This is a genomic window from Pseudomonas sp. NBRC 111140 (assembly GCF_001320885.1).
Classification (GTDB): domain Bacteria; phylum Pseudomonadota; class Gammaproteobacteria; order Pseudomonadales; family Pseudomonadaceae; genus Aquipseudomonas; species Aquipseudomonas putida_P.
Genome location: NZ_BCBQ01000014.1, coordinates 37609 through 56839 on the forward strand (window position 1 = coordinate 37609; position 19231 = coordinate 56839).

The 19231-nt window shown below is 62.4% G+C and carries 13 protein-coding genes; 9 read left to right on the forward strand and 4 right to left on the reverse strand.

All coding sequences use genetic code 11. From position 1 onward, the window contains the following. Nucleotides 1-25: 25 nt before the first annotated feature. The 7 genes from aroB (at nucleotide 26) to APH42_RS06905 (ending at nucleotide 10744) form a co-directional block, all read left to right on the forward strand. Nucleotides 26-1123, forward strand: coding sequence for a 3-dehydroquinate synthase (gene aroB / locus APH42_RS06880; protein WP_041166613.1), 1098 nt, complete (start codon nucleotides 26-28; stop codon nucleotides 1121-1123). Between the two features lie 15 nt (nucleotides 1124-1138). After that, entirely contained in the window at nucleotides 1139-2743 is a 1605-nt protein-coding gene (locus tag APH42_RS06885) for an AAA family ATPase (protein WP_012274629.1), read from the forward strand. A gap of 129 nt (nucleotides 2744-2872) precedes the next feature. After that, complete coding sequence (locus APH42_RS29835; RefSeq protein ID WP_141729057.1) at nucleotides 2873-3097, forward strand: hypothetical protein; 225 nt, start codon at nucleotides 2873-2875, stop codon at nucleotides 3095-3097. Between the two features lie 19 nt (nucleotides 3098-3116). After that, nucleotides 3117-7562 (forward strand): glutamate synthase large subunit, encoded by a 4446-nt coding sequence (gene gltB / locus APH42_RS06890; RefSeq protein WP_012274628.1) that lies wholly within the window; start codon nucleotides 3117-3119, stop codon nucleotides 7560-7562. A 106-nt stretch (nucleotides 7563-7668) separates the two neighbouring features. Beyond that, the gene (locus tag APH42_RS06895) at nucleotides 7669-9087 is read left to right on the forward strand and encodes an FAD-dependent oxidoreductase (RefSeq protein ID WP_003249156.1); all 1419 of its coding nucleotides are present in this window, start codon (nucleotides 7669-7671) and stop codon (nucleotides 9085-9087) included. A gap of 128 nt (nucleotides 9088-9215) precedes the next feature. After that, nucleotides 9216-10280 (forward strand): uroporphyrinogen decarboxylase, encoded by a 1065-nt coding sequence (gene hemE / locus APH42_RS06900; RefSeq protein ID WP_060493005.1) that lies wholly within the window; start codon nucleotides 9216-9218, stop codon nucleotides 10278-10280. 116 nt (nucleotides 10281-10396) lie between these two features. After that, nucleotides 10397-10744, forward strand: a complete 348-nt coding sequence (locus tag APH42_RS06905) for a YgiW/YdeI family stress tolerance OB fold protein (protein WP_012274626.1) — start codon at nucleotides 10397-10399, stop codon at nucleotides 10742-10744. A gap of 35 nt (nucleotides 10745-10779) precedes the next feature. Here APH42_RS06905 and APH42_RS06910 read toward each other — a convergent pair whose 3' ends face one another. Continuing rightward, complete coding sequence (locus APH42_RS06910) at nucleotides 10780-11967, reverse strand: MFS transporter (RefSeq protein WP_223296423.1); 1188 nt, start codon at nucleotides 11965-11967, stop codon at nucleotides 10780-10782. Between the two features lie 165 nt (nucleotides 11968-12132). Between APH42_RS06910 and APH42_RS06915 the strand changes: the two genes are divergently transcribed. Beyond that, nucleotides 12133-13032, forward strand: coding sequence for a LysR family transcriptional regulator (locus APH42_RS06915; protein WP_060493006.1), 900 nt, complete (start codon nucleotides 12133-12135; stop codon nucleotides 13030-13032). A gap of 76 nt (nucleotides 13033-13108) precedes the next feature. Next, on the forward strand, nucleotides 13109-13882 hold the full coding sequence (locus APH42_RS06920) for a ParA family protein (RefSeq protein WP_012274623.1): 774 nt from the start codon (nucleotides 13109-13111) through the stop codon (nucleotides 13880-13882). On the opposite strand, the gene trxC is transcribed toward APH42_RS06920, so the two are convergent. The 3 genes from trxC to mscK all read right to left on the reverse strand — a co-directional run bounded on the left by trxC (nucleotide 13879) and on the right by mscK (nucleotide 19205). Beyond that, nucleotides 13879-14313, reverse strand: a complete 435-nt coding sequence (gene trxC / locus APH42_RS06925; protein ID WP_060493007.1) for a thioredoxin TrxC — start codon at nucleotides 14311-14313, stop codon at nucleotides 13879-13881. The genes APH42_RS06920 and trxC overlap by 4 nt on opposite strands. Before the next feature lie 77 nt (nucleotides 14314-14390). Further along, a complete protein-coding gene (selO, locus tag APH42_RS06930) occupies nucleotides 14391-15851 on the reverse strand; it encodes a protein adenylyltransferase SelO (protein ID WP_060493008.1) in 1461 nt (486 codons plus the stop codon). 45 nt (nucleotides 15852-15896) lie between these two features. Continuing rightward, nucleotides 15897-19205 carry a mechanosensitive channel MscK gene (gene mscK / locus APH42_RS06935; protein WP_012274620.1) on the reverse strand — a complete coding sequence of 1103 codons (3309 nt, stop codon included), beginning with the start codon at nucleotides 19203-19205 and terminating at the stop codon, nucleotides 15897-15899. Between the last annotated feature and the right edge of the window lie 26 nt (nucleotides 19206-19231).

The following is a 19231-nucleotide window of genomic DNA, read 5'->3' on the forward strand; positions in this document are numbered from 1 at the left end:
GCGCCCAAGTACATTGTGGGGATACATGCAGACACTAAAGGTCGACCTGGGCGAGCGTAGCTACCCGATCTACATTGGCGAAGGCCTGCTGGACCAGCCCGAACTGCTGGCGCCGCACATTGCCGGCCGGCAGGTTGCCATCGTTTCCAACGAGACCGTCGCCCCCCTGTATCTCGAACGCCTGAGCAAGACCCTGGGTGCCTACTCGGTACTGCCGGTGGTGTTGCCCGATGGCGAAGCCCACAAGAATTGGGAAACCCTGCAACTGATTTTCGATGGCTTGCTGACAGCCCGCCATGATCGTCGCACCACCGTGGTCGCCCTGGGCGGCGGCGTGATCGGCGACATGGCCGGCTTCGCTGCCGCTTGCTACCAGCGCGGTGTCGACTTCATCCAGGTGCCGACCACCCTGTTGTCCCAGGTCGACTCTTCGGTGGGCGGCAAGACCGGCATCAATCACCCGCTGGGCAAGAACATGGTCGGTGCCTTCTATCAGCCCAATGCGGTACTGATCGATACCACTAGCCTCAAGACCCTGCCCGCGCGCGAACTGTCCGCAGGCCTGGCCGAAGTGATCAAGTACGGCCTGATTTGCGACAAACCGTTCCTCGCCTGGCTCGAAGACAATATGCAGGCCCTGCGCGCCCTCGACTCGGCAGCCCTGACCGAGGCCATCCGCCGCTCCTGCGCGGCCAAGGCCGCAGTAGTGGGGGCCGACGAGCGCGAGTCGGGCGTACGGGCCACGCTGAACCTGGGGCATACCTTCGGGCATGCCATCGAAACCCACATGGGCTATGGCGTGTGGTTGCACGGCGAGGCCGTGGCGGCGGGCACGGTGATGGCCCTGGAAATGTCCATGCGTCTTGGCTGGATCGACCAGGCCGAGCGCGATCGCGGTATCCGCCTGTTGCAGGATGCAGGTTTGCCGGTGGTGCCACCACAGGAAATGACCCCGGCGCATTTCATGGAGCACATGGCGGTCGACAAGAAGGTGCTCGACGGTCGTCTGCGTCTGGTGCTGCTGCGCCAGATGGGCGAGGCCGTAGTGACCGACGACTATTCGAAAGAGATTCTACAGGCCACGCTGTCGGCGGATTACCGCGCGATCGTGGCCCAGCTTTGAGGTTGTGACAGCGCAATGACCAGTTTGCATGCCGATGAGGCCTTTCTCGACCATTACCAGTTGAGCCACGATCCGTTCGCGCCCCGCGTGCCCGGTTTCAAGTTCTTCCCGGCCCAGCGCAAGCCCGTGCTCGGCCAACTGCACCACCTGGCGCGCTACAGCCAGTTGATGCTGGTGGTCAGCGGCCCGCTGGGCAGCGGTAAGTCGCTGCTGCGCCAGGCCTTGGTGGCCAGCACCAACAAACAGGCTGTGCAAAGTGTGGTGGTGTCTGCCCGCAGCGCCAGCGATGCCTCCAGCATGCTCGCCCACGTCGCCCAGGACCTTGGTGTGGCCCAGCCTGAAGTGCAGGCGATCCTGTCCAAAGTGGTGCAGCTGGCACTGACCGGGCAGGAAGTGTATTTGCTGGTGGACGATGCGGAACAACTCGACGAGTCGGCACTCCAAGCGTTGCTGGAATTGGCGGCGGGGGTGCCGGAAGGGCGCCCGCACGTGTTCCTGTTCGGTGAGCCATCGCTGATTGCCGGGCTGGACGAGCTCAATGTCGAGGAAGAACGCTTCCACATCATCGAGCTTGCCCCCTACAGTGAGGAAGAAACCCGCGAATACCTGGAGCAGCGCCTGGAGGGCGCCGGCCGGGGCATCGAGGTGTTCAGCCGTGAACAGATCGCCGATATCCATGAAAACTCCGACGGTTGGCCTGGCAATATCAACCAGGTCGCCCGTGACACTTTGATCGAAGCCATGATCGCCAGCCGCTCGACGGCCAAGCGACCATCCATGGGGTTCAAGATGCCTAAAAAACATGTGCTCGCGCTGTCCGCTGTGGTCGTGGTCGCCGTTGCGGCTGCAGTATTGATGCCCAAGAAAAGCGACAAGGCCCCCGCCGAAGCGCCAGCCGCCCAGGCTCAGTTGCCACTGGGCGACGGCAAGCAGGGTGCTGCCATCGAGTTCTCTGGCTCGTCCCAGCCCATGCCGCTGCCGCTGGTTGGCCAGTCGCAGCCGGTGATGCGCGAGCCGTTGGCCCAGGCCGCAGGCATGGGCGAGGGCGAAGAAGGCAGCCCGGCAGGTGATACCGCCCTGCAGCCTGGCAACCCACCACCTACCGTGACTACCATCGCGCCGCCGCAAGGTGTGCCGGCAGGCCCGGCCCCCGCGCCTGCTCAGCCAGTCGCCAGTGCGCCTGTGCAGCCGGTTGCACCTGCGCCAAAGCCTGTTGCAACCCAACCCGTAAAACCGGTTGCGCCTGCCAAGCCTGCTCCCGCGCCGACCCAGGTTGCCGTGGCCAAGCCGGCCGCCAAACCTGCCGAGAAACCAGCGGCCGCTGGCGGTGGCAGTGGTGGTTGGTACGCGGGGCAGAAGCCAGGTAATTATGTGGTGCAGATCCTCGGCACCAGCTCCGAAGCTTCGGCCCAGGCATACGTCAAGGCCCAGGGTAGCGACTATCGCTACTTCAAGAAAAACCTGCAGGGCAAGCCACTGTATGTAGTCACTTACGGCAGCTTCGCCAACCGCGACGCAGCGGTTGCAGCAATCAAGAACTTGCCAGCGAAGGTCCAGGCTGGTAAACCTTGGCCACGTACCGTGGGCAGCGTCCAACAAGAGCTGGCCACGGCCCGCTGATACCTTCCGGGCGGCATCACCCCGCCGCCCTGTAGCTAAGCGAATTCTAGCTTTCGACTAGCCTGCTGCGCCCGAGCGCGGCAGGCTTTTCTGTCCCAGACTGCCGGCCACAAGCCCCTAGTTGCAGTCATGGCTGAAACGCTTCAGACTCAAGCCAAGCCGCTATCACGGCGCATGGCGCAAAAACATTCAAAATTGCGACATAAATTTTCAATGGTGAGACATGAAAATTTGTGGGCATCGCTGTCGCTGTGCAACAATGGTTTTCCATGGCCACCGCAAAAAAGCTGGCGTTTGATCGGCGTGGATGGTAAGTGGTTGTTAAAAAAGAGATTTGCCTCCGTTGAGAGGTGAACCTGGTGAGAATGTGTCTATGAAAACAGGTCTGTACCATCCCGAAGAATTCAAGGACAACTGTGGTTTTGGCCTGATCGCCCATATGACGGGTGAACCGAGCCACCACCTTCTGCAAACCGCCATGCAGGCACTGACTTGCATGACCCACCGCGGCGGCATCAACGCCGACGGCAAGACCGGTGACGGTTGCGGTCTGCTTATGCAGAAGCCCGATCAATTTCTGCGTGCCGTGGCCCAGGAACACTTCGCCGTCGAGCTGCCCAAGCAATACGCCGTCGGCATGGTGTTCTTCAACCAGGACCCGGTCAAAGCCGAAGCGGCTCGCGCTAACATGGACCGCGAAATCCTCGCCGCTGGCCTGAAGCTGGTCGGATGGCGCAAGGTGCCGATCGACACCAGCGTGCTGGGCCGCCTGGCCCTGGAGCGTCTGCCGCAGATCGAGCAGGTGTTCATCGGCGGTGAAGGCCTGAGCGACCAGGAATTCGCCATCAAGCTGTTCAGTGCCCGTCGCCGTTCGTCGGTGGCCAACGCCCACGATAGCGACCACTACATCTGCAGCTTCTCGCACAAGACCATCATCTACAAAGGCCTGATGATGCCGCGCGATCTCGCGGCGTTCTATCCAGACCTGGGTGACGAGCGCCTGCAAACCGCGATCTGCGTGTTTCACCAGCGCTTCTCCACCAACACCCTGCCGAAATGGCCGCTGGCGCAACCGTTCCGCTTCCTCGCCCACAACGGCGAGATCAACACCATCACCGGCAACCGCAACTGGGCAATGGCCCGTCGCACCAAGTTCGCCAACGACCAGATCCCCGACCTCGAAGAGCTTGGCCCGCTGGTCAACCGCGTCGGTTCCGACTCGTCGAGCATGGACAACATGCTGGAGTTGATGGTCACCGGTGGCATCGACCTGTTCCGCGGCGTGCGCATGCTGGTACCGCCAGCCTGGCAGAACGTCGAGACCATGGACGCCGACCTGCGCGCCTTCTACGAATACAACTCCATGCACATGGAGCCGTGGGATGGCCCGGCCGGTATCGTCATGACCGAAGGCCGCCACGCGGTGTGCCTGCTCGACCGCAACGGCCTGCGCCCGGCGCGCTGGGTAACCACCACCAACGGCTACATCACCATCGCCTCGGAAATCGGCGTTTGGGGCTATCAGCCTGAGGAGGTGCTGGCCAAGGGCCGTGTCGGCCCAGGTCAAATCCTTGCCGTGGACACCGAAACCGGCCAGATCCTCGACACCGACGCCATCGACAACCGCCTTAAGTCGCGTCACCCGTACAAGCGCTGGCTGCGTCAGCACGCTACCCGCATTCAGGCGACGCTGACCGACGACCAGGGTGTGGCCAGCTACGACGCTGACCAGCTCAAGCAATACATGAAGATGTTCCAGGTCACCTTCGAAGAGCGTGACCAGGTGCTGCGCCCGCTGGGTGAGCAGGGCCAGGAAGCCGTTGGCTCGATGGGTGACGACACGCCAATGGCCGTGCTGTCGCAGCGTGTGCGGTCGCCGTACGATTTCTTCCGCCAGCAGTTCGCTCAGGTGACCAACCCACCGATCGATCCGCTGCGTGAAGCGATCGTGATGTCGCTGGAAATCTGCCTGGGTGCCGAGCGCAACATCTTCCAGGAGTCCCCGGAGCACGCATCGCGGGTCATCCTCAGCTCGCCGGTCATTTCGCCCGCCAAGTGGCGTTCGCTGATGAACCTGGAGCGCGAAGGCTTCGACCGCCAGCTGATCGACCTCAATTACGAGCAGGGCATCGGCCTGGAAGCGGCCATTCGCAACATCGCCGACCAGGCCGAAGAGGCTGTGCGCGCGGGCAAGACCCAGCTGGTGCTGAGCGACCGTTATATCGCCCCAGGCAAGCTGCCTGTGCATGCGTCGTTGGCCGTTGGTGCGGTGCATCACCGCCTGACCGAGCAAGGCCTGCGTTGCGACAGCAACATCCTGGTGGAAACCGCCACCGCCCGTGACCCGCATCATTTCGCTGTGCTGCTGGGCTTCGGTGCCTCGGCCGTTTACCCGTACCTGGCGTATGAAGTACTGGCCGACCTGATCCGCACCGGCGAAGTGCTGGGCGACCTGGACGAAGTCTTCAAGTACTACCGCAAAGGCATCTCCAAAGGCCTGCTGAAGATCCTGTCGAAGATGGGTATCTCCACCATCGCCTCGTACCGTGGTGCGCAGCTGTTCGAAGCCATCGGTTTGGCCGAAGAAGTGGTCGGTCTGAGCTTCAAGGGTGTGTCCAGCCGCATCAAGGGGGCGCGTTTCGTTGACCTGGAAAGCGACCAGAAGCTGCTGGCGGCCGAAGCCTGGAGCGCGCGCAAGCCGATTCAGCAAGGTGGCCTGCTGAAGTTCGTCCACGGTGGCGAATACCACGCTTACAACCCGGATGTGGTCAACACCCTGCAAGCCGCTGTGCAGCAGGGCGACTACGCCAAGTTCAAGGAATACACCACGCTGGTCGACCAGCGCCCGGTATCGATGATCCGCGACCTGCTGAAAGTGAAAGTGGCCGACCAGCCACTGGCGCTGGAGCAGATCGAACCGCTGGAGGCTATCCTCAAGCGCTTCGATTCCGCCGGTATCTCGCTGGGCGCACTGTCGCCGGAAGCCCACGAAGCGTTGGCCGAAGCCATGAACCGCCTGGGTGCGCGTTCCAACTCCGGTGAGGGCGGTGAAGACCCGTCGCGCTACGGCACCATCAAGAGCTCGAAGATCAAGCAGGTGGCCACCGGCCGCTTTGGTGTGACCCCGGAATACCTGGTCAACGCCGAGGTACTGCAGATCAAGGTTGCCCAGGGCGCCAAGCCCGGTGAGGGCGGCCAGCTGCCGGGCGGCAAGGTCAACGGCCTGATCGCCAAGCTGCGCTATGCGGTACCTGGCGTGACCCTGATCTCACCGCCGCCGCACCACGATATCTACTCGATCGAAGACCTTGCCCAGCTGATCTACGACCTCAAGCAGGTCAACCCGCAGGCGCTGGTGTCGGTCAAATTGGTGGCCGAGGCTGGCGTCGGTACGATTGCCGCTGGTGTGGCCAAGGCTTATGCAGACCTGATCACCATTTCCGGTTACGACGGTGGCACTGGTGCGTCGCCGCTGACCTCGATCAAGTACGCTGGCGCCCCATGGGAACTGGGCCTGGCTGAAACCCACCAGACCCTGCGCGGCAACGACCTGCGCGGCAAGGTACGGGTACAGACCGACGGTGGCCTGAAAACTGGCCTGGACGTGATCAAGGCAGCCATCCTCGGCGCCGAAAGCTTCGGCTTCGGCACCGCACCAATGATCGCCCTGGGCTGCAAGTACCTGCGTATCTGCCACCTGAACAACTGCGCCACCGGCGTAGCCACCCAGAACGACAAGCTGCGCAAGGACCACTACATCGGCACCGTCGACATGGTGATCAACTTCTTCACCTTCGTTGCCGAAGAAACCCGTGAGTGGCTGGCCAAGCTGGGCGTGCGCAGCCTCGGCGAACTGATCGGCCGTACCGACCTGCTCGACGTACTGCCAGGCGACACCGAGCGCCAGCAGTACCTGGACCTGTCGCCGCTGCTGGGCAGCTCGCACATTCCGGCAGACAAGCCGCAGTTCTGCGAAGTCGACAAGAACCCGCCGTTCGACAAGGGCGAGTTGGCCGAGAAAATGGTGGAAATGGCCCTGCCAGCGATTCGCGACCAGGCCGGTGGCGAGTTCGACCTCGACATCTGCAACTGCGACCGTTCCATCGGTGCCCGTATCTCTGGCGAAATCGCCAAGCTGTACGGCAACCAGGGCATGGCCGCCAACCCGATCACCTTCCGCTTCAAGGGTACTGCGGGCCAGAGCTTCGGCGTATGGAACGCCGGCGGCCTGAACCTGCACCTGCAAGGTGATGCCAACGACTACGTCGGCAAGGGCATGACCGGTGGCAAGGTCACCATCGTGCCGCCAGCTGGCAGCCCGTTCGAAACCCAGCACAGCGCCATCGTCGGCAACACCTGCCTGTACGGTGCCACTGGCGGCAAGCTGTTTGCCGCCGGTACCGCGGGCGAGCGCTTCGCTGTGCGTAACTCCGGCGCCCACGCTGTTGTCGAGGGCACTGGCGATCACTGCTGTGAGTACATGACCGGTGGCTTTGTCTGCGTCTTGGGCAAGACCGGTTACAACTTCGGTTCTGGCATGACTGGCGGCTTCGCCTACGTGCTCGACATGGACAACACCTTCGTCGACAAACTCAACCATGAGCTGGTGGAAATTCAGCGCATCAGTGGTGAAGCGATGGAGGCTTACCGCAGCCACTTGGCGCGCGTCCTTGCCGAGTACGTGGAAGAGACCGGCAGCGAGTGGGGGCGTGAGCTCTCGGAGAACCTGGACGACTACGTGCGGCGCTTCTGGCTGGTGAAGCCGAAGGCAGCCAACCTGAAGCAACTGCTGTCCAGCACCCGTGCCAACCCGCAGTAAGAACAGCTGCAAGTGACGGCCCCGTGCGCGGGGTCCGTCGTGCTCAAGTGATCGTCTTGCAGCTTGCAGCCTAGGGCTGGCAACTGCGGTAAAGAGGTTTTGAAAAATGGCTGAACGTCTGAACAACGACTTCCAGTTCATCGAAGTGGGCCGCAAGGACCCGAAGAAAAAGCTGCTGCGCCAGCGCAAGAAGGAGTTCGTGGAAATCTACGAGCCGTTCAAGCCGCAGCAGTCCGTGGAGCAGGCACACCGCTGCCTGGGCTGCGGTAACCCGTATTGCGAGTGGAAGTGCCCGGTGCACAACTTCATCCCCAACTGGTTGAAGCTGGTTTCCGAAGGCAACATCCTGGCTGCGGCGGAACTGTCGCACCAGACCAACACCCTGCCTGAAGTGTGCGGCCGCGTGTGCCCGCAAGACCGCCTGTGCGAGGGGGCCTGCACCCTGAACGATGGCTTCGGCGCAGTGACTATCGGTTCTGTGGAGAAGTACATCACCGACACCGCTTTCGCCATGGGCTGGCGCCCGGACATGTCCAAGGTCAAGCCAACCGGCAAGCGCGTCGCCATCATCGGCGCCGGCCCGGCCGGCCTGGGTTGTGCTGACGTGCTGGTGCGCGCTGGCGTAACCCCGGTGGTGTTCGACAAGAACCCGGAAATCGGCGGCTTGCTGACCTTTGGCATCCCCGAGTTCAAGCTGGAAAAGACCGTGCTCAGCAACCGCCGCGAAGTGTTCACCGGCATGGGTATCGAGTTCCGCCTGAACACCGAGGTGGGCAAGGACGTGACCATGGAGCAGCTGCTCGCCGAGTACGACGCGGTGTTCATGGGCATGGGTACTTACACCTACATGAAGGGCGGCTTCCCGGGCGAAGACCTGCCGGGCGTGCATGACGCACTGGACTTCCTGATTGCCAACGTCAACCGCAACCTGGGCTTCGAGAAGTCGCCGGAAGACTTCGTCGACATGCAGGGCAAAAAGGTCGTGGTGCTGGGCGGTGGTGACACCGCGATGGACTGCAACCGCACCTCGATCCGCCAGGGTGCCAAGGCAGTGACCTGTGCCTATCGCCGTGACGAAGCCAACATGCCGGGTTCGCGCAAAGAGGTGAAGAACGCCAAGGAAGAGGGCGTGAAGTTCCTCTATAACCGTCAGCCAATCGCCATTGTCGGCGAGGACAAGGTCGAAGGCGTGAAAGTGGTCGAGACCCGCCTGGGTGAGCCGGATGCCCGTGGCCGCCGCAGCCCCGAGCCGATCCCGGGCTCCGAAGAGATCCTGCCGGCCGATGCCGTGGTGATCGCCTTCGGCTTTCGCCCGAGCCCGGCGCCGTGGTTCGAGCAGCATGGCATTCAGCTGGACAGTCAGGGCCGTGTCGTGGCACCGGAGAAAGGCAAGTTCAAGCACCAGACCAGCAACCCGAAAGTGTTTGCCGGTGGCGACATGGTGCGTGGTTCGGACTTGGTAGTGACGGCTATTTTCGAAGGGCGTACAGCTGCCGAAGGCATTCTGGACTACCTCGAGGTCTGACTGTTTTAGATTTTGTATACAAAATCTATTGATCCAGGACATACCCATAGAGAAAAGGCACGGCAAACAGCCGTGCCTTTTCTTTGTGCGTCTGAGAAAATGCCCGCACTATTTTTCCGGATGCCGACATGACTGCCCTGAAGAACGATCGTTTCCTGCGTGCTCTGCTCAAGCAACCCGTAGACGTTACCCCGGTGTGGATGATGCGCCAGGCCGGCCGCTACCTGCCGGAGTACCGCGCCAGCCGCGCCAAGGCCGGTGACTTCATGAGCCTGTGCATGAACCCGCAGTTTGCCTGCGAGGTCACCCTGCAGCCGCTGGACCGCTACCCGCTGGACGCAGCGATCCTGTTCTCGGACATCCTCACCATCCCTGATGCCATGGGCCTGGGCCTGTATTTCGAAACCGGCGAAGGCCCGCGTTTCAAGAAGGTCATCAGCACCCCGGCCGACATCGAAGCACTGCCCATCCCCGACCCGCAAAAAGATCTGGGCTACGTGATGGACGCGGTCAGCACCATCCGTCGCGAGCTTAACGGCCGCGTGCCGTTGATCGGCTTCTCCGGCAGCCCTTGGACCCTGGCCACCTACATGGTTGAAGGCGGCTCGTCGAAGGACTTCCGCAAGACCAAGGCCATGGCCTACGACAACCCGCAAGCCCTGCACCTGCTGCTGGACAAGCTGGCCCAGTCGGTCACCAGCTACCTGAACGGCCAGATTCTGGCCGGTGCTCAGGCTGTGCAAATTTTCGATACCTGGGGCGGCAACCTGTCAGCGGCGGCCTACCAGGAATTCTCCCTGGCCTACATGCGCAAGATCGTCAGCGGCCTGATCCGCGAGCACGAAGGGCGCAAGGTGCCGGTGATCCTGTTCACCAAGAACGGCGGCCTGTGGCTGGAAAGCATCGCCGAAGCCGGTGCCGATGCACTGGGCCTGGACTGGACCTGCGAGATCGGCGACGCCCGCCGCCGCGTAGGTGACAAGGTTGCCCTGCAAGGCAACATGGACCCGACCGTGCTGTACGCCAAGCCCGAGGCCATCCGCCAGGAAGTGGCGCGCATCCTGGCCAGCTATGGCCAAGGCACCGGCCACGTATTCAACCTGGGCCATGGCATTACCCCGGAAGTCGACCCGGAGCATGCTGGCGTGTTCATCAACGCCGTGCATGAACTGTCGGCGCAGTATCACCAGTGAGTTGATTGCTGGAAAGCAAAGCCCGGCCCTGTGCCGGGCTTTTTGTCGCATTAAGTTTTAATTCAGCGAACGTCGTTAATCTGGTCCCATCGAAACCGAAACAGGACCCGATCCTCATGAAAACTCGTTATCTCGCCCTGATCCTCGCCCCGCTGTTCAGCACTGCCGCACTTGCTGCTGGCTATACCGGCCCCGGTGCCCAGTCGGTCACCACCGTCGCCGCTGCCAACGACGCTGCCGATGACACCCCAGTGGTGCTGCAGGGCTTCGTGACCAAGAAGATCAACAACGACGACAAGTACGAGTTCAAGGACAACACCGGCACCATTACCGTCGAGATCGATGACGAAGACCTGCCGCCGACGCCGTTCAACGACAAGACCAAGGTCAAGCTGACCGGTGAGGTGGAGAAGCACCTGATGAGCCGTGAAGTGGATGTGGATATTGTCGAGATCATCAACTGATCTGAGATTTTGGGGCCGCAAAGCGGCCCCCTGGGTCAGCTCGATTTAGGGGGTAACTTGCTCAGGTGCAACGCCACCAGCAACGCCACCGCCAGCAAGCTGCCAATGAACAGCCCAATGCCATTCCAGCCCCACTGGTGCCAGAACACCCCGCCCGCCGTACCGGCCACGCTGGACCCTGCGTAGTAGCTGAACAGGTACAGCGACGACGCCTGTCCCTTGGCCTTCAGCGCTCTGCGTCCGATCCAGCTGCTGGCCACCGAGTGTGCGCCAAAGAAGCCGAAGGTGAACACCAGCATACCCACGATCACCATGGCCAGCGGGCTGGCCAGGGTCATCAGCAAGCCGCCGGCCATCACCACGATACTGGCCCAGAACACCTTGCGCCGGCCCAGCTTGTCAGCCAGGGCACCGACTTGCGCCGAGCTGTAGATGCCCGACAGATAAACCACCGACAGCAAGCCCACCAGCGCCTGGTTCATGTGGTAAGGCTCGGCCAGCAGCCGGTAGCCGATATAGTTGAACAAGGTGACGAACGCACCCATCAGCAGGAAGGCTTCGAGGAACAGCCAGGGCAGGCCGGCATCCTTGAAATGCATGACAAAGCCATCCAGAAGGCTGCGCGGGCTCATCATCTGCGGGCGGAAGTTGCGCGATTCGGGCAGTACCTTCCAGAACACCAGTGCGGCTACCAGGGCCAGGCCACCGATGGTCAGCATCGCCGTGTGCCAGCTGACGAAGTCGATCAGGACGCCAGTGATTAGCCGCCCACTCATGCCGCCAATCGCGTTGCCGCCGATGTACAGACCCATTGCCAGGCCAATGTGTTGCGGGTGGATCTCTTCGCTCAGGTAGGTCATTGCCACCGCAGCCAGGCCGCTCAACGACAGGCCGACCAACGCACGGGTGGCCAGTACCAGCTCCCAGCTCGGCATCACTGCGCTGGCCAGGGTGGACAGGGCGGCGCAGACCAAGGCGAACACCATCACCGGCTTGCGCCCGATGCGGTCAGAAATGGGGCCGGTGATCAGCAGGCCGAACGCCAGCATGGCAGTGGACACCGATAGCACCAAGCTGCTTTGCGCCGCGTTGATGGCAAATTCCTTGGACAGCAGCGGCATCATCGGCTGTACGCAGTACAGCAGGGCGAAGGTGGCGAAGCCGCCGCTGAACAGGGCCAGCACGGTCTTCATGAAGGCGGGGGTGCCTTTCTCGATCCACATGTCGTTCAGGGTGGCAGGTTCGGGCTCGGCAGGAAGGGGGGCTACAGCAGTTTTCACGGGCGGGTACCTCTGGCGCAATGAAAAAAGCATATAGCTGGCTAATGATTAGATCCAATATATTGTTCGACCTATTTAAGATGTTCTACGACCTGTTTGGAGCCCGTCATGGAACTGCGCCATCTGCGTTACTTCATCGCCGTGGCCGAAGAGCTGCACTTTGGCCGCGCCGCCCAGCAGCTGGGTATTTCACAGCCACCCTTAAGCCAGCAGATCCAGGCGCTGGAACAAGAGCTGGGGGCGCGTCTGTTCGACCGTACCAATCGTCGGGTCGAGCTGAGCGAGGCGGGGCGGCTGTTCCTTGAAGAGGCCAGGCAGGTGCTGGCGCAGGTAGAAAAGGCGGCAGATGTGGCCCGGCGTGCGCAACTGGGAGAGCTGGGCGAGATGAAAATAGGCTTCACCTCGTCGGCTCCGTTCACCTCGAAAATTCCCAAGGCGATCCATGCCTTCCGTCAGCGCTTCCCGTCGGTGCACCTGAACCTCAAGGAAATGAGCAGCCGTGATGTTGCCGAAGGGGTGTTCGATGAATCGATCGAAGTGGGGTTGATGCGGCCGATGCCGCTACCGGAAGGGCTGGTGGCCACCGAGTTGTTCCGCGAGCCGCTGGTGGCGGTGATCAATGCCTCGCATCCGCTGGCCGAGGGCACTGAGCAGGGTGTTTACATGGCGGCACTGGCCCATGAACCGTTCGTGTTCTTCCCGCGCAGTTATGGCAGCGGCCTGCATGCGCAATTGCTGAGCCTGGCGCGACAGGCGGGCTTCAGCCCGCACTTCGCACAAGAGGCGGGGGAGGCGATGACCATCATTGGCCTGGTGTCGGCGGGGTTGGGCGTGTCGGTGTTGCCGGCGTCGTTCCAGCGCATGCGCATTGAAGGCGTGGTGTACCGCACGCTGCTGGATGAAGGGGCGATGTCGGCGGTGTGGCTGGTGCAACGCGAGCGCGGTAATTCGGTGATGGCCAAAGCGTTTGCCGAGCTGTTGACGGGGCAAGTGGTCGGCCAGGGCTGATGCCGGTCAAATGGCACTGGCCATTGCCGCAGCGTCACCACATACTCGGGCATTCGTTGAAACACGGAGGTCAATCATGCGGCGCGTGGTATTCAATCAGAAAGGTGGCGTGGGCAAGTCGAGCATCGCCTGCAACCTGGCGGCGGTCAGTGCCAATGAAGGCTACCGGACCTTGCTGATCGACCTGGATGCCCAGGCTAACTCGACCCAGTACCTCACTGGCCTGACCGGCGAGGACATCCCCATGGGTATCGCCGACTTTTTCAAGCAAAGCCTGTCCAGCGGGCCGTTCAGCAAGAAGAACAAGGTCGATATCTACGAAACGCCGTTCGACAACCTGCACGTGGTCACCGCCACCGCCGAGCTGGCCGACCTGCAGCCCAAGCTTGAGGCCAAGCACAAGATCAACAAGCTGCGTAAGCTGCTCGACGAGTTGGACGAGGACTACGAGCGTATCTACATCGATACCCCACCGGCGCTGAACTTCTACGCGGTTTCCGCGTTGATTGCCGCTGATCGCGTGCTCATTCCCTTCGACTGCGACAGCTTCTCGCGCCAGGCCCTGTATGGCCTGCTGGCCGAGATCGAAGACCTCAAGGAAGACCACAACGAAGACCTGATGGTCGAAGGCATCGTGGTCAACCAGTTCCAGTCCCGTGCCAGCCTGCCACAGCAGATGCTCGACGAACTGCTGGCCGAAGGGTTACCGGTGCTGCCGGTGTACCTGGGCAGCTCGGTGAAGATGCGTGAATCGCACCACGCCAGCCTGCCGCTGATTCACCTGGAGCCCAAGCACAAGCTGACCCAGCAGTTTGTCGAGTTGCACTCGTTGCTCGAAGAGAACGCTTAAACCCCTTGGCTACGCACCCACTCCAGCAACGTCTGGAGTGGAAACGCCCCGGCCTGGCGGCTGACTTCGCGGCCGTTCTTGAACAGCAGCAGGCTGGGGATCGAACGAATGCCCAGTTGCCCCGCAAGGTTGCGGTTGGCTTCGCTGTCGAGCTTGGCCAGGCGGCAGCGGCCGGTCAGCTGGCGGGCGGCCTGTTCGAAGGTGGGGGCAAAGGACTTGCACGGGCCGCACCAGTCGGCCCAGATGTCGACCAGTAGCGGTAGGTCGCCCTTGATCTGGCTGGCGTAGCTGGCTTCGGTCAGCTCGAAAGGGGTGCTCAGTAGCATGTCCTGTTTGCAGCGGCCGCATTTTGGTGTATCGCCCAGGCGCTCGGCGGGCAGGCGGTTGAGGCCGTTACAGTGGGGGCAGGGGACTAACAGCGGTTCGGACATGTTGTTTCCTTGATATTTTAGGGGCTGCTTTGCAGCCCATCGCGACACAAGGCCGCTCCCACAGGGTTTGGCGTTAATCAGGAGGAGCAGCTGATTTCCAGGTGCTTGCCCCATTCTGGTGGCCGTTCGGCGTAGGCCTGCATACTGGGTTGTTCTTCGAAGGGGTGGCTAAGCACTTGATGCAGCCGACGCACTTCACTGTAATCACCCGCTTCTGCCGCTTCGATGGCTTTCTGCGCCAGGTAGTTGCGCAACACGTACAGCGGGTTCACCGCATGCATCCGCTCGCGGCGGCCTTCGGCATTACCGGGTTCGCGATCACAACGGGCCAGGTAGTCCGCGCCCCAGGCATCGAAAGCGGCCAGGTCGATAAAGTCGTCGCGCACCACCTTGAGTGCGTCTGCCGCCGGCTGTTCGCCCAGCTTGCGGAAGAACAGGCTGTAGTCCACGCCACCACGCTGCATGCATTGCAGCAGTCGCTCGACCAGCGCCATGTCGTCTTCTTCGGCAGTGGTCAGGCCCAAGCGTCGGCGCATCAGGTCCAGGTAATGGGCCTGGTACAGCGGCAGGAACAGCCCCAACGCTTCCTTCAGTGGCTCAACCTCGATCACCGTGGTCAATGCCTGAGCCAGCGCGCTGAGGTTCCAGTGGGCGATGGGCACCTGGTTGGCGTAGCTGTAGCGGCCTCGGTCGTCGGAGTGGTTGCAGATGAAGTTGGCATCGAAGTCGTCGAGGAAGGCATACGGGCCGAAGTCGAAGGTGATGCCCAGGATCGACATGTTGTCGGTGTTCATAACCCCGTGGCAAAAGCCGTAGGCCTGCCAGCGGGCGATCAGTTCGGCGTTGCGCTCGACAATGGTGCGGAACATGGCCAGGTAGGGCTGCTCGGCATCACGGCATTCGGGGTAGTGCTGCTCCAGTACATGGTCGATCAGCACACGCTGCTGCTCGGGTTGCTTGGTGTAGTAGAAGTATTCGAAATGACCGAAGCGCACATGGCTCTGTGCCAGGCGCGTGAGCATGGCGGCGCTTTCGCGGGTTTCGCGCCACACCGGGGTGCTGGAGCCGATCACGCACAGCGCCCGGCTGGTGGGGATACCGAGGGCGTGCAGGGCTTCGGAGGCGAGAAATTCGCGGATCGACGAGCGCAGCACGGCACGGCCGTCACCCATGCGCGAGTACGGCGTTTGGCCGGCGCCTTTGAGGTGCAGGTCCCAGTGTTCACCTGCATCGTTCAGTACTTCGGCCAGCAGCAGGCCACGGCCGTCGCCCAGGCGCGGGTTGTACGAGCCGAACTGGTGGCCGGAATAGACCATCGCCCGAGGGTCGGCCTCTTCCCACAGCTTGTGCCCGCTGAACAACTCGGCGAACACCGGAAGCTCGGCGTGAGCGGGGTCGAGGTCGAGCAGCGCCATGGCCGATTCGCTTGCCACGACCAACCGCGGCTCGGCGATGGGCTCAGGCAGCACCTGGGTGGAAAACGCGTCGCCCAGGCGGGCGAAGCGGTTGTCGAAGCTGAGTTGGTCGAGGGCTTTCACGGGCTGCTCCTGGGGTTCAGCACAGAATAAAGCATTCGAGCCCACTCAGGCCTGTGCAGTGCCATCCGGCTTAGGTTGCTCCAGCGGAATCAGCTGCTGTTTGCCGCCCTTCTGGTCCATCAGGAACACCTCGACCTGGCGCACCGAGATCTTGATGTTGTGTGCCTTGAACTCGCGGTTGATGTAACGGTTGATTTCGTCCAGCGTCGGGTTGCGATCGCCCAGGTCACGTACGTGCATGCGCAACTCGTGGTCCAGCGAGCTCTCGCCAAAGTTGAGGAAGTACACGATCGGCTCTGGGTCCTTGAGCACTCGTGGGTTCTCGTGTGCGCCCTTGAGCAGCAGTTCGCGCACCAGGTCGAGGTCGGAGCCGTAGTCGATGCCCAGCTTCAGCGTCACCCGGGTGACCGTGTCGGTCAGCGACCAGTTGATCAGCTGGCCGGTGATGAAGGTCTTGTTGGGGACGATGATGTCCTTGCGGTCGAAGTCGGTGATGGTGGTGGCACGGATGCGGATCTTGCTCACCGTGCCGGACAGGTTGCCGATGGTGATGGTGTCGCCAATTCGCACCGGGCGCTCGAACAGGATCATGATGCCGGAGATGAAGTTGGCGAAAATTTCCTGCATGCCGAAGCCCAGGCCCACCGACAGCGCGGCCACCAGCCACTGCAGCTTGTCCCAGCTCACCCCCAGGGTCGACAGGGTGCTGACGATCCCGACACCGACGATGGTGTACGACAGCAGCGTGGTGGTGGCGTAGGCACTGCCCTGGGCCAGGTTCAGGCGTGACAGCACCAGTACTTCCAGCAGGCCTGGCAAGTTGCCGGCCAGGGCGAAGGTGATGCCGACGATCACCAGCGCGCCCAGCAGGTCGCCGAGGCTGATAGGCACCATGCTGGCGGCCGCGCCGGTGCCGCTGGTGTATTCGTACAGTACGAAGTTGTTGAGGTAGGCGAACACCGAGATCAAGTCTGACCACACCCAGTACAGGCCGGCGATGAAGCCGCCGAGCAGGGCCAGGCGGATCAGGCGCAGTGACTGCTGGTTGACCTGTTCGATGTCCAGCGTTGGCTCTTCGGTGATGACCTCGCCGTCCAGCCCTTCCTTGGCCGCCGCACGCTTGCTCAGCGCACGCTGGTAGGCCAGGCGCCGTGCCGCTACCGACAGGCCACGCACGAACGCGGCCTCGATCACCAGCCAGAACAGCAGCAGGTACAGGGTGTAGATCAACCGGTCGGTGAGCTTCAGCGCGGTGTAGTAGTAGCCGAAGCACACGGCAACGAACAGGGCGATGGGCAGGGCGGTGAACGCTACGCCCACGGCCCTGCGGAACAACGAGGTATCACGGTGCGCGGGGCTGCTGAGCAGCAGGCGGCTGAGCAGCCAGGCCATCAGCGCATAGCAGGTCAGCACCACGCCGATGCCCAGCACGTCGTCGGCCAGCGCCGACGGCTGGTGCTCGGCCACTGCCACCACGCCAACCAGCGCCAGCACCACGGTGCCCAGGCGGCGTACCCAGCCGCGCAGGAACTCGACCTGTGGCTTGTGCCAGCGGAAGTGAATTTCTGCCACGCCACCGGGGGCGAGAATGCGGTAGGCGGTGTAGAACACCAGCCAGGCCTGGGCCAGTTGCCAGAGCGCGGCGCCCAGGTTGGCATTCTGCCCACGGGCGTCGATCTGCAAAGCGTAGCTGCACAGTGCCAGGCCAAGGCTGACCGGCATCGCCAGCAGGATGTTGATGAGAATCGCCTGGGGCGTGTGCCACTGGCTGTCGCGGCGGAAGTGGCCGATGTCCTGGTGCACCTTGCCCAGCCGTTGGTACAGGTACTTGCGCCGCCACAGCAGGGCGCCGATCACCAGCAGCAGTGGCAGGAACAACAGTGGGCGCTGGCTAAGGCCGTCGGCCAGCTCCTTCAGGCCCGAGCCCCACGGCAGGTTGGCAACTTGGTCGGCCAGGCGCTCTGGCACATAACGCAGCCAGTCCCAGTCCAGCGGCTTGTTGCTGGGGATCCAGAACATCTGTTCGTCGAGGGTGGTGCGCAGGCTCTGCGCGGTGCCCAGCAGCTGCTTCTGGTTGAGCTGCAGGGTGATCGATTCATTGAGCAACGCCGACAGCTCGCGGTTCAGCCGCTCCAGCAGGTCGCTGCGGGTGATGGCCACTTCCAGCAGGGCCTTGCGCAGCTGCGGAGTCACATCTTCCTGCGGTTGTGCGGCCAGCAGCTTGTCGACGTAGGTGACCGGGCTGCTCATCTGCTCGCGTTGCTGGTTGACCTCGAACTGGTACAAGCGGGTGTCGGCGATCTGGTCGGCCAGGTCGCGGTCTACCTTCAGGTGCGGCAGGGTCTGCTTCTGTTTGTAGAGGATCTTCGACAGCAAAAGGCTGCCCTTGAGCACGTTGATCTGCTCGTCCAGCGCCTGGTCGGCCTGGGTCAGGCTGTCGAGCTGCTGCTTGGTGCGCAGGTTCTGCTGGGTCAACTCGTTGAGGCGGTCGGTGCTCTTGAGCAGGTAGTCGGAGAGCTTGAGGTTGACCGCGCTTTCGGTGGCCAACAGACTGCTGCCGCCGGCCTTCTGCGCCTCGATCGACTGCTGGGTGACCGCCTCCTGGGACTGAGCCAGGCGCTTGTCGTTGATCAGCGTCTGCAAGTCCTGGATCTCCTGCTCCAGGCGCGCGGCGCGCTCGATCAGCAGGTCGTGACGCGCATTGCCGAGGTCTTGCAGCAGGCTGTTGCCAGCCAGTTCCTGGCGGCGCAGCAGCGTCAGTGCGTTGAGCGAGGCCAGCTCGGCATTGAGTTGGTTGCGCTGGTCGGCATTGATGGACTTGCCTCCGTCCTTGCCGGTTTTGAGGATATTGTTGATTTGCTGAGTGCGGGTCTGGCTGCTGCTGATTTCGGCCTGGGCGCGCTCGGGGCGGGTTTGCGAGTTGATGATCAGGCTGTTGGCTTCGGACAGCGCCTTTTGCAGCTCGCCCTGCTGGGTGTTGCGCTCGCTGAGCATCTGTTCGAGCTGCGGCACGGTCAGCGTTGCGTAACGCTGCGCGACAGGCAGGGCTTTGCTTTCCTTGAGCCTGGCCAGTTCTTTCTGGTTGTCGCTGGTTTCTTTCGGCGCACTGGTCAGTTGCTGCTTGAGCGCGGCAAGCTTCTTTTCGTTGTCTTCCTTGCTGGCGAGCAGGCTCAACGTTTGTTCGAGCACCTGCTGCAGGGCTTTCTGGTCGGCCTCGGGCAGCTTGCGCTCGGCGATCTTGTCGAGGCTGTTCTGAATGCTGGCGGTGGTCGGGGCTTCTGCCGCGTAGGCCGCAAAAGGGAGAGACAGGCACAGCCCGAGCAGGGCTGTGCGAAGGTACGCGCGCAGGGACATAGGCAGACTACTTGTGGATCCGGCAG